Origin of the sequence: Rhodopirellula sp. JB055 (assembly GCF_043100905.1) — a bacterium.
Taxonomy (GTDB): domain Bacteria; phylum Planctomycetota; class Planctomycetia; order Pirellulales; family Pirellulaceae; genus Rhodopirellula.
In genome coordinates, this window is record NZ_JBICHO010000080.1 from 1 (window position 1) to 14,122 (window position 14,122).

The 14,122-nt window shown below is 56.2% G+C and carries 10 protein-coding genes and 1 pseudogene; 5 read left to right on the top strand and 6 right to left on the bottom strand.

Features of this window, described 5'->3' with window-relative positions:
- Positions 1–927 precede the first annotated feature (927 nt).
- Positions 928–2,265 carry an NADP-specific glutamate dehydrogenase gene (gdhA, locus tag ACF8AM_RS03040; protein ID WP_392554217.1) on the bottom strand — a complete coding sequence of 446 codons (1,338 nt, stop codon included), beginning with the start codon at positions 2,263–2,265 and terminating at the stop codon, positions 928–930.
- A 291-nt stretch (positions 2,266–2,556) separates the two neighbouring features.
- Here gdhA and ACF8AM_RS03045 point away from each other — a divergent pair, with 291 nt between their 5' ends.
- Positions 2,557–2,697: a hypothetical protein gene (locus ACF8AM_RS03045; RefSeq protein ID WP_392554218.1), complete on the top strand. Its 141-nt coding sequence runs from the start codon at positions 2,557–2,559 to the stop codon at positions 2,695–2,697.
- Between the two features lie 67 nt (positions 2,698–2,764).
- Here the strand turns inward: ACF8AM_RS03045 and ACF8AM_RS03050 are convergent, their stop codons facing one another.
- From ACF8AM_RS03050 to ACF8AM_RS03060, 3 genes are all read right to left on the bottom strand, one after another.
- A complete protein-coding gene (locus ACF8AM_RS03050; protein ID WP_392554219.1) occupies positions 2,765–3,946 on the bottom strand; it encodes a sialidase family protein in 1,182 nt (393 codons plus the stop codon).
- 107 nt (positions 3,947–4,053) lie between these two features.
- Positions 4,054–5,745, bottom strand: coding sequence for a LamG-like jellyroll fold domain-containing protein (locus tag ACF8AM_RS03055; protein WP_392554220.1), 1,692 nt, complete (start codon positions 5,743–5,745; stop codon positions 4,054–4,056).
- Positions 5,746–5,756: 11 nt separating this feature from the next.
- Entirely contained in the window at positions 5,757–6,287 is a 531-nt protein-coding gene (locus ACF8AM_RS03060; RefSeq protein WP_392554221.1) for a sigma-70 family RNA polymerase sigma factor, read from the bottom strand.
- A gap of 231 nt (positions 6,288–6,518) precedes the next feature.
- On the opposite strand from ACF8AM_RS03060, the gene ACF8AM_RS03065 reads away from it, so the two are divergent.
- The 3 genes from ACF8AM_RS03065 to ACF8AM_RS03075 all read left to right on the top strand — a co-directional run bounded on the left by ACF8AM_RS03065 (position 6,519) and on the right by ACF8AM_RS03075 (position 12,171).
- Positions 6,519–9,680 carry a PSD1 and planctomycete cytochrome C domain-containing protein gene (locus ACF8AM_RS03065; RefSeq protein ID WP_392554222.1) on the top strand — a complete coding sequence of 1,054 codons (3,162 nt, stop codon included), beginning with the start codon at positions 6,519–6,521 and terminating at the stop codon, positions 9,678–9,680.
- A gap of 10 nt (positions 9,681–9,690) precedes the next feature.
- A complete protein-coding gene (locus ACF8AM_RS03070; protein WP_392554223.1) occupies positions 9,691–11,193 on the top strand; it encodes a DUF1501 domain-containing protein in 1,503 nt (500 codons plus the stop codon).
- Between the two features lie 246 nt (positions 11,194–11,439).
- Positions 11,440–12,171, top strand: a complete 732-nt coding sequence (locus ACF8AM_RS03075) for a hypothetical protein (RefSeq protein ID WP_392554224.1) — start codon at positions 11,440–11,442, stop codon at positions 12,169–12,171.
- 131 nt (positions 12,172–12,302) lie between these two features.
- Here ACF8AM_RS03075 and ACF8AM_RS03080 read toward each other — a convergent pair whose 3' ends face one another.
- The gene (locus ACF8AM_RS03080; protein WP_392554225.1) at positions 12,303–13,358 is read right to left on the bottom strand and encodes a sodium:calcium antiporter; all 1,056 of its coding nucleotides are present in this window, start codon (positions 13,356–13,358) and stop codon (positions 12,303–12,305) included.
- Positions 13,359–13,471: 113 nt separating this feature from the next.
- Complete coding sequence (locus ACF8AM_RS03085; RefSeq protein ID WP_392554226.1) at positions 13,472–13,660, bottom strand: YqaE/Pmp3 family membrane protein; 189 nt, start codon at positions 13,658–13,660, stop codon at positions 13,472–13,474.
- A 207-nt stretch (positions 13,661–13,867) separates the two neighbouring features.
- Here ACF8AM_RS03085 and ACF8AM_RS03090 point away from each other — a divergent pair.
- A pseudogene (locus ACF8AM_RS03090) lies at positions 13,868–14,122 on the top strand (ZIP family metal transporter); the annotation flags it as partial.

The following is a 14,122-nucleotide window of genomic DNA, read 5'->3' on the forward strand; positions in this document are numbered from 1 at the left end:
AGCACCATTCCAAGTTCGGTCAATCTTTTGCATGTCTTGATTCTTTGTGATCGTAAAAAGTGTCACACGAAGAGAGCCTTGAGATGGGCACTTTCGCGTTGCCCATCAGAACACCGGGCACATCAATCACAAATATATCAGCCTGCTCCGATTGCTACGAAATCAAAACGCCCCTACAACCACAAGGTATAAGATCACACCAGCGATTGAGATTACGGAAGAACCACTCGCCCAAAAACCAGTCCGACTTTCATCCGCCATGCAAAGATCCGCTTGGCAAGCAAGCAGGCAGGAAGAATTGCATCCCGCCTCGACAGCCGTTTAGGTGCTGCCCCGATTGTGCGGCAACCAGGGCGAACACCCATTGGCTCACCTACCTAAAAACGGTTGTCTGACGGGTCATTTCGATTGCTTGGGTTTCCGGCAAGAACCAGTCTTTCGTTGTTGTCCGACTTTGGATTCCCCCTGAGTACCAGAGGTCTTCGGCACCACGACGGTATAAGTCAGACCATGGTTGGTTTGGATAGTTACCGCGACATTTGACATGCCAGTTGCCACAACAATTTCCTATGAGAGTGGAAAAAGAATCGACCGATCAACTCGAACAAAGAATGCAAAACCCGGACCATCTCGTCCAACGAACGAATTCCGCATGATCACGAAGAACAGTGACAACTCCAGTTTCCGTTCGTGTCACCGGAGATTGTCATCTTCTGCGGATCACCCCAATTCGCTAATGAGGTCGTGCGATGCCAACGCTACCCAACCGTGGAGCGACGACAGTTGGCAACGAGTTCGATTCCACCTGTCGCCGCTGTGCGGCTTTGAACCGGTCCGGTGTCAATTGGGACATCGGGCTGCAACCCGAGGCTGACGACTGTCACCGCTCCGCGGTTTGGGTGGACCATGCGCCAGGCGAAGGTTTGGTCAGATCAGCCCCAATGATTCCATTGAGTCTGCAACCCTCATGAAGCCTTCGATGTTCGCGCCCTGGGCGTAGTTGCCAGGGACGCCAAACTCTTCCGCCGTTGCCAAACAGCGATCGTGAATGTCCTTCATGATCGCCGCCAGTTTTTGCTCCGTGTGCTCAAACGACCAAGCATCGCGAGAGGCGTTTTGTTGCATCTCCAGAGCACTGGTGGCGACGCCGCCCGCGTTGGCTGCCTTGCCGGGGGCGTAGGCGATTCCCGCCTCGGTGAACTTTTCGATTCCCTCCGGCGTCGTCGGCATGTTGGCTCCTTCCGCAACTGCGATGCAGCCTCCCTGCAACAGCGAATCCGCGTCCTTGCCAGTCAATTCGTTCTGCGTCGCACAGGGCAGCGCCACATCGCACTCGATCTCCCAGATCTTCCCTCCACGCTGATAGCGAGCCTGCTTTCGCGTCTTGCAATACGCTTCGACGGGCAGTCGGGCTTGTTCTTTGACCTGCTTCAGTGTCGGCAAATCGATCCCACTTTCGTCGTAGACAACGCCTTTGGAATCAGAACAAGCCACCACCTTGCCGCCCAGTTGAGTGACCTTTTCAATCGCATAGATCGCGACGTTCCCGGCCCCCGACACGATGAAGGTCTTGCCCTCGAGCGATTCACCTCGCGCAGCAAGCATCTGTTGAACGAAGTAGGCGAGTCCGTAACCGGTCGCTTCCGCTCGCACCAAGGCACCGCCGTAACTCAGCCCCTTGCCAGTTAAAACGCCCGATTCGTAACGATTGCTGATTCGTTTGTATTGCCCGAACAGATATCCGATTTCACGGCGGCCCACGCCGATGTCTCCAGCCGGAACGTCCGTGTATTCACCCAGGTGACGAGACAGTTCGGTCATGAAGCTCTGGCAGAACCGCATCACTTCGTTGTCGCTGCGTCCTTTGGGATCAAAGTCACTGCCACCTTTCCCACCACCAATTGGCATTCCGGTCAAAGCGTTCTTGAAGATCTGCTCAAAGCCCAAGAATTTGACGATCGACAAATTGACCGAAGGATGAAAACGCAGCCCGCCTTTGTAGGGCCCCAAGGCACTGTTGAATTGCACCCGAAATCCGCGATTGATCTGAACCTCGCCGCGATCGTCCTGCCAAGGAACACGAAAAATCACCTGCCGTTCCGGCTCGCAAATTCGCTCAATGATTTTCTGTTCCGTCAGCTTCGGGTACTTGGCCAAAACCGTCCCGATCGAGCCCAACACCTCTTTCACCGCTTGAATGAATTCTTGTTCGCCCAGGTTGCGATGTTGAATGTTGCAAAGTGTTGAATCCAACTTTTCATGCATTGTGAGTGTCAAATCTTCTGAAGGTATGCCGGGGAGCCAAACTTGGCGTGAAACAATCGCTCGGCCGACGATTGCCTGATTCCCGGTAAAGAAAGCCAAGGCAACGTGCGTTGTCAGTGGCTTGTCGATCGAAGGTGCTTCTATGCAATCATGGCCCCGGCACGGATAGGCCGCAGCACAAAACCCCGTTAGCACCTGGCGTACCGAAGAATGCGAGACGGGTCGTCAGGAGTCGCTCGGCATGGGCACAGTTTTGGGCCCCGTGCAACCTGCGCTGACGCTGGATGCGAAATGATTGATGCTCTGGCGCACTTTGGTTTTGTAACGCTTCATCCCTACTGGGATGAAGAAAAACCGGCGGCAACAACGTGTGCGCGCGCCGAAGCACCGAAAAGCGTCCACCGCCGGAACCGCAACGTCACCGGCAGTTGACAGCAGGCAAAGAACTGCCCAGCGATTTGATGGGGCACCAACGATGACTTGCGTTCCCTTCTCCTTCTCAACGCGTTTCGCGGAGCAGTGCGTCGGTCTCTTCGATGCGGAAGCGAGTGGTCACGACCGAATGCTTTTCCGGGCCGGGGCGATACTTGATGTAGGTGGTCGCCACGATCGTTCCATCGGGCAACAACTCGACGCCAGGATAACCACAATCGCGAACGTTCTTCGCGTGACTGTGCAAGAGCTTGATACGATATTGCCCGGGCCGATTCTCGCGAATGTCCTCGTAGGTTCCCACCCAAGCCACAAAGTGGCCAAGCGTCGGGCTGCCGGGAGCCTGATCACGAAACGCGAACACCCAACGACCGTCCGGCAACGCCACGCCGATATGCCGATCGCCTGACAATCCCCATGGCGTGTCAACGGGCGTGCTCCATGTCTGCCCCTCGTCGCGGGAAAACATCACCAAACTGCGACCGCGGTGCGTGTTCTCGCGCATCAAGCAACACAACTCTTCGCCGTCAGGTGACCGAAACACAAACGGCTCACAGGGATTCTTCCCTTCCACTTCCGCGACAACTCGCGGCTCAGACCACGTGAACCCGCCATCCGCTGTGATGGTTTGCAACACAGTCAGCGGTGCCTTGTCTTTGCCGTCCGGTCCTTTGTGATACAGCCCCAACGTTCGTCCATCTTTCAGTGTGACCACGCTACTGAACGTCATCACACATGGAAAACCAAGTGGCGGCATCTCCGTCCAAGTCTTCCCATCATCTTCGCTCATGATGCTAGGCATCCCGGGACCGCCACGCTGGTTGAGCGCCGCTGAGAACACCCACAATCGTGGCTTCCCATCGGGACCCGCAATCCGATAGATACTCGGACAATTCTGATGCTTGGAGAAATGGATCGGCAACTTATCATCCAGTCGCGACCACGTCAGTCCACCATCCTCGCTCTTGGCCATCGGGCCGGCGGAGCCACCGTGATTGACACACCAGACACAATAGATCGTGTCGCTCTCCGGCAACCTCAACGTCGTCGGATGGCCTTGATAGACATCTTCCGTTCCCTCCGCGATGATGACTTGGCGTTCAGTTTGCTGCGACAAATCCACGGTCGGCACATCCGGACCGTCGCCGGATGCGACCGAAGTTGCCAATAGGATTCCAGCCATCCCAAGCAATGGAAGGCGCGTAAAGACGGAGAACAGATTACTTCGATCAGGGAGCGATCGATTCATGGTCAATTCCAGTGAGGATAGGAGGCGGGACTTCGATTCAAAACCGAAAGTCTACTCGCTTCCCAAGTCGTTTTGGCAACGACCGCGTCTCAGATGATCGAACGAGGTCAATCGAACCCGTTGCCGGCTTCATACAGCTCTTTGACTTTCTTGGCGGAGAAAGCTCCTTGAAAGATAGCCAGCTCATCGATTCGGCCTCGCAGTTCTCGGTTGTAGCGGACCGATTCGACGCGAAGAGATGACTCGCCCGCATTTGCCTGGTCATCAGGATTCGCAGCAGACGGATTCGCGATCGTTGACCCGAAAGCACCAATAGTGCACGGGCCAAAGACAAGCGAAGTGGCATGATCCCATTGCCTTTGCTGCGTGAGTTCGCCATCGATGTAGTACGTGGCCTCTCGCTTTTGAGCGTCAATGGACGCTACCAGATGCGTCCATCTTCCCAAAGGAACCTTCGTTCGCTCTGAGTTGATCGTGAAGGCATGGGACACACCAACACTCATGCCACCGCTTCTTAGGATGTTCCAGTGATGCTCACCGGATTGCCAATCTCGCGTGTTGAAAAACGCCTGCAACGCTTGATCAAAACGATTGACCTGAATCCATCCCGAGATCGTGAGTGCATCAAAGGTCCCAGGGATATCCAATTCCACACGATCACCGGCACGTTCCAGTAACAAAGCTCCCTTGTTCGGCCAGCGGCCTGTCGCCCAGATGCAACCTTGGATCTGACCATCAATGTCCAACCCGGATTGACTCCGATCGCGAAGCAAAGCGGGAGCGTCCGCGTCCGGCTCAAAATCAAAGTACAACAGCGTGGAAGGATCTTTGCGCCGTGCCGTGCTGTCGGCGAGCCAACGCTGGTATCCAATTTTGCTGCGAGTTGTGAACGCGACATCATCCGTCGACGAAAGATGCTTGGTGCCCACCGAGGTCAAGTGCACGGCGGTGTCCTCCTGGATCCGCCGCGAGGGCAGGTTGGCGGTGCGCACGTTGACCTCACCGGCAAACACATGCAATTCCACGTCTTGTTCTTCGCTGACATAGACGCCGAACTCGGTGCCCAGGTCTTCGACATCCGCCGTCGGTGTCTGAATCACAAAGCCATGGCCGGCCTCGGGAACGATCGCGCGTGCTCGCCCCGCGTCCATCTTCATCCGCAGTGAATCGACCACGGTGAACCGCGCCGGGGCCTCGATCGAAACATCCACTCCACTGTCAAAACGAAGCGTGATGGAACCCTCGGTGAGTTCGTAATTCCCCTTTTGAAAGAAGTTATCCTGAGGCGACAAACCATCGTTGAACCGGTGGTTGTACCCCGTCACCAACCAAGCCACCTTGAAGGAACTCAGCGTGACTGGCGTGTCATCAACGGACTGCGATACCTTTGTCGACCGCGATTGGGCCACAGTGGGCTCGGGCGACGCCTTCCAAACGCCAGAGGACAACACGCCAACCACAGCAATCAAACTGGCTGCAACAGCGACCGTCAGCCAGCGGGCATTGATTGGCTGAGAGGAAACGGTGGCAAGCGACTGCGGTTCGAGCATTTCCGATTCGCTGGAACTCGACACGCGAGAACTCGCTTCGCTCTGCAGGAACAGCCGCGAATTTTCATCTTCGCCGATGTCTTCGTTCCAGTAGTGTCGCAACTGCGCATCAATCGCAGCGGCGCGGCGAAACCGGTCTCGGTAGCTTCGCTTGGCTTCCAATGCCAACCGGAGTTCGGTTTGCTCGTTTTCGTTCAACTCCCCGAGAAAGTACTTCTCGATCAAGTCATGGATCTGTTGTTCGTTCATGAGAAGAGAGTTCAGAGGGGGAGATCGAAGTCAGCCGAGGAAAGTCGCTGCACCACACAGTCGTGCAACTTCACGCGGAGACGTCCGATCCGCTTGTACAAACTATTTGCGGAATGCCCGCCCGCTTCCGCCAATGCCAGCACGCCACCTCGCGAGGTATGCGGTGCCAGCAACAGCTTTTGATGATCTTCGCTGAACGACCGCAGACAATGCTGGATCGCGGATTGTTGTGCCTGCCGTATCTCCGCCTCGTCCTCCGCGGATTCATCCATCAACTTGGAGATCAAGTCTTCGCTGAGCACCCAATTCTGGCGAGCATGCCGACGCCTCGCTTTCAGAATTTCGAAACGCAAGATGACTTTGGACCAAGGCAGAAACTCGTCGTCCGATTCCAGTTGTTGAATCTTTCGCCACATCACCAAACTGGCTTCCTGCAGCACATCGTCGACCGCGTTCCAATCCGGCAGAAACGCGCGAGCGATGCTGGCGAGTTCTCGCTCGTGTTTGAGGAACAGTGATAAGAAGCGACCTTCGTCCATCATCGACTGGGTTCAAGTGAGGGGAAGATTGGAGATCGACCGAGCCTACCCGCGGGCCGCCTGACGCTGTCACGCCACCGACAAACTCCCGCTGCCACACGAACTTGCCGGTCGAAATTAGAAAAAAACGAAGAATCGGCAGGCAGGTTCCTGCGGCAGCGGGAGTATGCAGGACAACCACCGATCACAATCGGTATTTTTCTGACGCGCACGCGTCTTGTTGCGAGGTTTTTCATGCTGAATTTCCGTTTCGATGCCTTTCGATCATTCTATCTGGCTGGCGTTGCGATCGCTGCTCTGGCGACTTGCGACGTTCTGCCAGGCGAGTTGCAGGCGAAAGCCGATGAGATCGAGACGGTGGACTTCAGCAGTCAGGTCCGGCCGATCCTTTCGGATCGCTGTTTTCACTGCCACGGTCCCGATGCGGACAATCAGGATTCCGATTTCCGGCTCGATCGCCAAGAGAACTTGGTCGCTGACCTTGGAGGCTACGCCGGCGTCGTGCCTGGCGATCTGGAAGCCAGCGAACTGATCGCCCGCATTCGCAGCGAGGACGAGTCAGACATGATGCCGCCACCGGACAGCAACCGGTCGCTCAGCGAAGAAGAAAAACAAATCCTCGAACAATGGGTCGCTCAAGGTGCCCCCTACGAAGGACACTGGGCGTTCGAGCCACCAATTCGACCGAAGGTGCCCACGGCAACCGTGACCCAAGCGGGATGGTCCAAGGACATCATCGATCGCTGGTCGATGAACCCCATCGATGCCTTCATTGCCCAGAAACTGCTCTCCAATGAGCTCACCCCATCACCTGACGCGGATCCCGCCACCCGCCTAAGACGCGTGTCATTGACATTGACCGGGCAACTCCCCAGTCCTGAACTGCAAGCCGAATACTTGGCTGGCCCAAGTGAACAAGCCTTCGAAAAAGCAGTCAATGAATTGATGTCGACTTGGGACTATGCCGAGCGTCAAGCGTTGCTCTGGATGGACGCCGCTCGCTATGCCGACACCGACGGCTATCAAAACGATCCCGAACGCAGCAACTGGCCCTGGCGAGACTGGGTGATTCAAGCGTTCCACAACAACATGCCTTTCGACCAGTTCACGGTCGAGCAGCTTGCCGGTGACATGCTTCCCAACGCAACGGACGAGCAACGACTCGCCACCGCGTTCAACCGGAACCACCGCCAAAACAGCGAAGGAGGCGCGTTGGCAGAAGAGTTCTTGGTCGAAAACGTGATCGATCGCGTGGAAACAACCGGAACCGTTTGGCTTGGTTTGACGCTTGGATGCACGCGTTGCCACGACCACAAATACGATCCCGTCTCACAACGAGAGTTCTACCAGTTCTACGGTTACTTCAACAACATCGGCGAGCGTGGGATCGGCAAAGGCGTGAGTGCCAACCCCACGATGAAGTTCGCTTCGCCGCTGGCAACAGTACCCCCGCAAGAACTCGCGGCGGTGGAGCGGGCCGAACAAGCGATCCAGGATTCCGAGTCCGGGATTCATCATCGGATGGACCAATGGGCAGCCGAAACCCAACAACTGCTGCAAACTTCCCTCGACGTGGAGTGGCAGCAGGTCTTCTTCGACGAAATCCATTTAACCGGTGAAGGGAAACTGGAAAAGGAATCCGATCACACAGTTGGCTTCCAACCCACCAAAGGAAAAAACGCCCAGAACGTTGCCTATGAATTCGTGATCCCAGGTGACCTTTCCGGCACGAGCATGTTCAAGATAACGGCTTTGCCTGACAAGCGGTTTGGTGCACCTCGCAAGTTGGCTCCCAGCGTGAACGGCAACTTCGTGTTGACCGATTTTAAGATTCACATCGGCGACCAAATCCAAACGGTGCAATCCGTCTCAGCTTCCTTTGCACAAGACAACTACCCTGCGTCGAACGCAATCGACGAGGATCCCAAATCAGGCTGGGCGGTCTTTGGACCGAACGTCGAAGAGCAACCCGTTGACATCACGTTCCTGTTGCAAGAACCGATCCAGTCCAACGCCGAGCAACCCACCAAGCTCACGCTTCGATTCGACAGCCCGTTTGCAAATCACGTCATCGGCAAACTCCAAATCGAACGCTCCACATCAGCGACGGATCTGCCCAAGCGGGTGACTGGACTGAATCAAAGGCTGAAGGACATCCTGCTGAAACCCGCCGAGGATCGGACGAAAGCGGATCGCAAACAATTGCTGACCCACTACCGCAAAATTGACCCACCGCTGAAGTCCGCCCAACAACAATTCTCCGCCGCTGACAACGCGTTGATGCAGAAAACGGGGCCTCGTGTCCCGGTGATGGTGATGAAAGAACGTGAGTCGGATCCGCAACCGGCCTACCTCTTGAATCGCGGCCAATACGATCAACCGGTGAAAGACGAACCTCTACCGCGAGGCGTTCCCTCGGCCCTGCTGCCTTCCTCCGATGCACGCCAACCGCAGGATCGTTTGGAACTGGCACGCTGGATGGTCTCTCGTGAAAACCCGCTGACCGCTCGAGTCACCGTCAATCGGATTTGGCAAAGTCACTTCGGAGCCGGCATCGTCAAAACCGCTGAAGACTTTGGTTTGCAAAGCGAGATGCCCAGCCATCGCGAATTGCTCGATTGGTTGGCCGTGGAGTTCATCGAATCCGGCTGGGACGTCCAAGCGATGCATCGTTTGATCGTGACCAGTGCGGCCTTCAATCAATCGTCCAAGCGGAATCACGGGCTCAACGACCCCGACCCTGAAAATCGACTGATCAGCCGCGGGCCTCGCTATCGCGCCGATGGGTTCGTGATCCGTGACCTTGCTTTGCAAGTGGCGGGAATTGCCAACGACAAAGTCGGCGGGCCTTCGGTGAAGCCCTATCAACCGAGTGGGTTGTGGGAAAGTGTGGCCGCTAGGGCCGGCACGCGATACAAGACCGATCAGGGCGACAGCCTGTATCGAAAAAGCATGTACACGTACTGGAAACGAGCCGTCAATCCGCCGCGTCAAACGATCTTCGACGCCAGTGGTCGCGAGGTTTGCAACGTCCGCGTTCGACGCACGAACACACCGCTTCAGGCTCTGGTGTTGATGAATGACCCGACGTTTGTGGAAGCCGCCCGCAACCTGGCTCAACGTGCCCTGCAACTCGATGCTACCGACGACGAACGACTCTCGCAACTATCTTTCTGGGCGATCGCCAAGCGGCCCACATCATCGACCTTGAAAGTGATGTCACGCAGTTTGTCTTACTTCCATGACCACTACCAAGCCGACCCGGATGCCGCCGAGAAACTGCTGGCAGTTGGAGAATCGAAACCCGACAACCAACTCGATCCGACAAAGTTGGCGGCGATGACTGCCGTTGCTCACCTGATCTTGAACACCGACGAATTCATCACCGTTGAATAGAGAACATGCCATGAAACCCAATGACATCACTGACGAACATCGCCTGCTGCTGACTCGTCGTCATTTCTTTGGCCGGTCGGCATCAGGAGTCGGCATGGCGGCCCTCGCGTCCATGATGGGACGCTCGGCGATGGCGGAAAACAACGCGTCCTCAGCAAGCAACGCTTCGCAACGGGACTTCCCTGAGCCCAACGGGGTGATGAACGAATACCACACGCCGCCCAATGCCAAACGAGTCATCTACTTGTTCCAAAGCGGTGCTCCATCCCAGCAAGAATTGTTCGACTACAAACCCGCCTTGCAGCAACACGAAGGCAAGGAACTGGCTGATTTCGTCGATATGAATCAGCGAGTGACGGGGATGACCGCGGGACAAAAGTCGTTTCCGATGGCTGGCTCGCGGTACAAATTCGCCAAGCACGGGGAAGCGGGTTTGGAACTCGGTAGCGAGCTGATTCCAAAGATTTCAACGCTGGCCGACGACATGTGCTTGATTCGCTCGATGCACACCGAGGCGATCAACCACGACCCAGCGATGACCTTCTTCCAAAGCGGGAACCAATTGCCCGGCCGCCCCAGTGTGGGATCGTGGCTGCACTACGGCCTGGGCACGATCAACGAGAACCTGCCCACCTTCATTTCGATGGTGTCACGCGGCACGGGGCGTCCCAACTGCCAACCGCTCTACGATCGACTGTGGGGAAGCGGGTTCCTGCCGTCCACCTATGCCGGCGTCAAACTCATGAGCGTCGGGGATCCGGTGTTGTACCTGAGCAACCCGGATGGCTTTGATGCCAAGGCCCGGCGCCGCATGCTCGACGACCTGCAGCAACTCAACCAAGAAAAGCTGGATGAATTCGGTGACCCTGAAATCCATTCGCGAATTCAGCAATACGAATTGGCGTACCGAATGCAAACCTCGGTGCCTGACCTGACCGACTTTTCCGACGAGCCCCAGCATGTTCTGGATGCTTACGGTCCCGATGTGACGAAGCGTGGAACGTACGCCTACAACTGCCTGCTGGCGCGTCGTTTGGCAGAACGCGACGTGCGATTCATTCAGCTCTTCCACATGGGATGGGATCAACACTTCACGCTGCCAAAGCAATTACCCGGCCAGTGTCGCGACGTTGATCAAGCGACAACAGCGTTGGTGAACGACTTGAAACAACGCGGTCTCATGGAAGACACTCTTGTCGTTTGGGGAGGCGAATTCGGGCGCACCTCATACTGCCAAGGCACATTGAACGCAGAGACCTACGGTCGCGATCACCATCCACGTTGCTTCTCGCTGTGGATGGCTGGTGCCGGCATCAAACCTGGGATGTCGTACGGAGCAACCGACGAGGTTTGCTACAACATCACCGAGAATCCGGTCCACGTCCACGACCTGCACGCCACGATGTTGCACTTGTTGGGCATCGATCATGAACGCCTCACCTACCGCTTCCAAGGCCGCTACTTCCGCCTCACCGACGTCCACGGACGCGTCATTCGAGACATCCTCGCCTAAGCAGGTAGGCAGAAAGATCGAACCGAATCATGTCGCCCACGCGGACTGAGTTGACGCGGAAACGGTGACGATCGCTAGAACCGCTCAGGAATCGAAAGACACCTGCCGACCGGGTCGGAAATTCGACCAAATGCTTCAGCCACAAAACAGACCATCAAGACATCACGAGATGCACAGCGTGACCGTGTAGAATGAAGACCACAGCCTTTCTGACCTCACCCTCCCCATTGCATCCTGGAACATCTCTTGAATCGAATCTTGTCTTTCGGCTTGCTCGCGTTCGCTTGGCTTTGTATCGCGTTGCCGGCCAACGCTCATTACCTCTGGATCTCGGTCGATCGAGAACCATCCGAAAACGCAAGAACAAACATCTACTTCGAGGAAGCACCTCGTCCCGGCGACGGCTCTTATCTGGACCACTTTCTGGGCAAAAGCGATGTCTGGATTCGGACGCTTGAAAATCCAGATCCGGCTGCGATTCAAGCAAAAGAAATCAATCAGGGCGACCACCGCTGGATGCGAACAGAACTGCCGTCAGCGGTTCAGTACAGCGTGGATGCGTACGGCAAATTCGGCGTTTATGCATACGGCCAAACCAAGGTGCTCCTGCACTACTATGCACGCACGCTTTCCGTGGCCTCTCATGATGCCATGCACGAACTTGGTCGAGCCGAACAAATGGACTTGGATTTGGTGCCGCATGACGAGGGAGAACAGTTCGATTTCAAACTGCTTTGGAAAGGTGCACCTGTCGCGGACCGCATGGTTTTCGTCCGCGGTGAAAATGGATTTCGCAAAAACGTAAAAACGGACGCGTCGGGTCGCATTCAGTTGCAGCGTCCACCAACGGGCGACCTAACGTTGCGAAGCAGCGTCGAGTTCTCGACTCCCGGCGAAGAAGCAGGCGAACGCTACGAAAAAATCAGGCACAACATCACGCTGGTTTTGCCTCAGACCACCGCGGCCGACGGACCATGAGCTGAAGTTCGCAGCCCATCATCACCACGACCGGACTGCGGCCGTTCACAAACAGTCGTGGAGCGATCGAAACCCAAAAGCATGGGAACGGCAGTGAAAACAGCATCTCGCTCACTGCTTGGTGGTTCTCACTACAACGTCCAGTAGATCGTCATGCCTCCGATGTAAACCAGCAGCACGGCGAACGAATCAACGCCCATACCTAAGAGGGTTCGGTCACGGCGTTCCAGAATTCCCCATAAATACAACCCCGTGACGACGATTCCGATCATGCCAAGAAACGCCACGGAGGGTTGCACGGCATCAAAGATTGCGCCGTCACGATAGGTGATCTCGGCGGGCAAGAACAAGGCGACCTCCAAACTGTTGGTGCCCAATATGTTCGCGGCTGCCATGCTGTATGCACCGAAGCGAACCGCGGAATAAGTCGTGCTGACTTCCGGCAAACTGGTGGCCAGAGCCACCAACGTCGAACCGACGATGCTCTGACCGATCCCAGTTTGTTCCGCGATCGCTTCACCGGTGCTAGCCACAAAGAACCCGCCAATCAAAACCGCCAGAGCGGCCACTGAAAACGAACCGACCAACCTCGCGGTGGACACATCCTCGAATGCCTCTTGGTGAGCGTCCTTCAGATCGCGAGCAGATTCGGGCGGCTGAGCAACTTCACCTCGCGGTTCCCAACGTGGGTCACCTTCGTAGCGGTAGATCACACCCATCGATAGCAGATAAGCGACGAACAAAGCCACCGGCCAAACCCCGACCCCCATCCATGAGAACAATTCACCGCTGACGACGGCGGCAGAGGCCAAAGCGACCAACCCCATCAGCATGATGCCCGCCATCAACAATGACGACTGAGGCGAAAACAACGTCAAAGGACGCCCCCGGAGGACGAACACGTCGATCACGGCCAGCACCGCGATCTGCATCACGACGCCGCCCAGCAAATTCGTTCCCGCCAGCTCGGCGGCCCCTGAATAGGACGCGGTGATGGTGGTTGCTAACTCCGGCAAACTCGTCGCTCCACCGAGTAAAAGCGCCCCGGCAAACGCCTGGCCGAGTCCAGTGCGATCGGCGAACAGATCGACGTATTTGCTGAGTTTCGTGCCAGCCGCCCACACCAGCGCGGCACCGACGGTGAAGACCAAGAGATTGATTCCAATGCTGTTGCTTGCGAAATCCATGGGCCGTGCATCTGTTCATTCGGATAGAAGATGCGTCACGCGTTGCAGCGTGACACGGAACGTTGCCCAGCCTTTCGGGGGCGGACACGATCGCTCATCGCAATTGTCGTGGATCAGCTGCTGGGCAGTTTTGCCAGCCCAGGCCAACGTGATGCCATGATGTAGACAGCGTGCAACATGCCTGGCACAAACCCTAACAACGTCAACACGACGTTGATCCAAAAATGTTTGCCGGCGCCGAATTGCATGTAAACAGATACCGGCGGAAGAATGAATGCGAGTAGCAAGCGAATGTAGTTCATGATCAATCTGTGAGGCTTCGGTCATGGCAGGGAATCGCTCTTCAGAATCGAGCGAAGTCATGGGAAGAGCGTCGCAAGTTTTGCGCCAAGCATGGACTTTGGCCGCTTCAGAATCGGCATGTAGCTTGCAGCGGTGCAAGTCTCGGATGCCCTGCCTCTTTAACGATTCCCTCAACTCGGTTCTTGTCTTTTCTTGTCTTTCGACAAATGAAGATTTCCGCGTGGTTCGACAACCTCACCCCGATTCTTCAGGACTTGGTTGCGGGCGGGTTCACTTGGGTACTGACAGCGGTTGGAGCTGCGATCGTCATCCATGTGTCGCCCCTCCTGCCATTTGCACTCAGCTTCGCGGCTGGCGCGATGGTCAATGTCGTAGGCGATGAACTCGTCCCGGAAACCCAGCAAGAAGGCAACGAAGACCTTGCCACGCTGTGCCTGATGCTCGGCTTCGTCGTGATGATG

Excerpts from the sequence above, each read along its gene's own strand:
- gdhA (WP_392554217.1), bottom strand. The coding sequence starts at position 2,265 with ATGCATGAAAAGTTGGATTCAACACTTTGCAACATTCAACATCGCAAC.
- ACF8AM_RS03045 (WP_392554218.1), top strand. The coding sequence starts at position 2,557 with ATGATTGATGCTCTGGCGCACTTTGGTTTTGTAACGCTTCATCCCTAC.
- ACF8AM_RS03050 (WP_392554219.1), bottom strand. The coding sequence starts at position 3,946 with ATGAATCGATCGCTCCCTGATCGAAGTAATCTGTTCTCCGTCTTTACG.
- ACF8AM_RS03055 (WP_392554220.1), bottom strand. The coding sequence starts at position 5,745 with ATGAACGAACAACAGATCCATGACTTGATCGAGAAGTACTTTCTCGGG.
- ACF8AM_RS03060 (WP_392554221.1), bottom strand. The coding sequence starts at position 6,287 with ATGATGGACGAAGGTCGCTTCTTATCACTGTTCCTCAAACACGAGCGA.
- ACF8AM_RS03065 (WP_392554222.1), top strand. The coding sequence starts at position 6,519 with ATGCTGAATTTCCGTTTCGATGCCTTTCGATCATTCTATCTGGCTGGC.
- ACF8AM_RS03070 (WP_392554223.1), top strand. The coding sequence starts at position 9,691 with ATGAAACCCAATGACATCACTGACGAACATCGCCTGCTGCTGACTCGT.
- ACF8AM_RS03080 (WP_392554225.1), bottom strand. The coding sequence starts at position 13,358 with ATGGATTTCGCAAGCAACAGCATTGGAATCAATCTCTTGGTCTTCACC.
- ACF8AM_RS03085 (WP_392554226.1), bottom strand. The coding sequence starts at position 13,660 with ATGAACTACATTCGCTTGCTACTCGCATTCATTCTTCCGCCGGTATCT.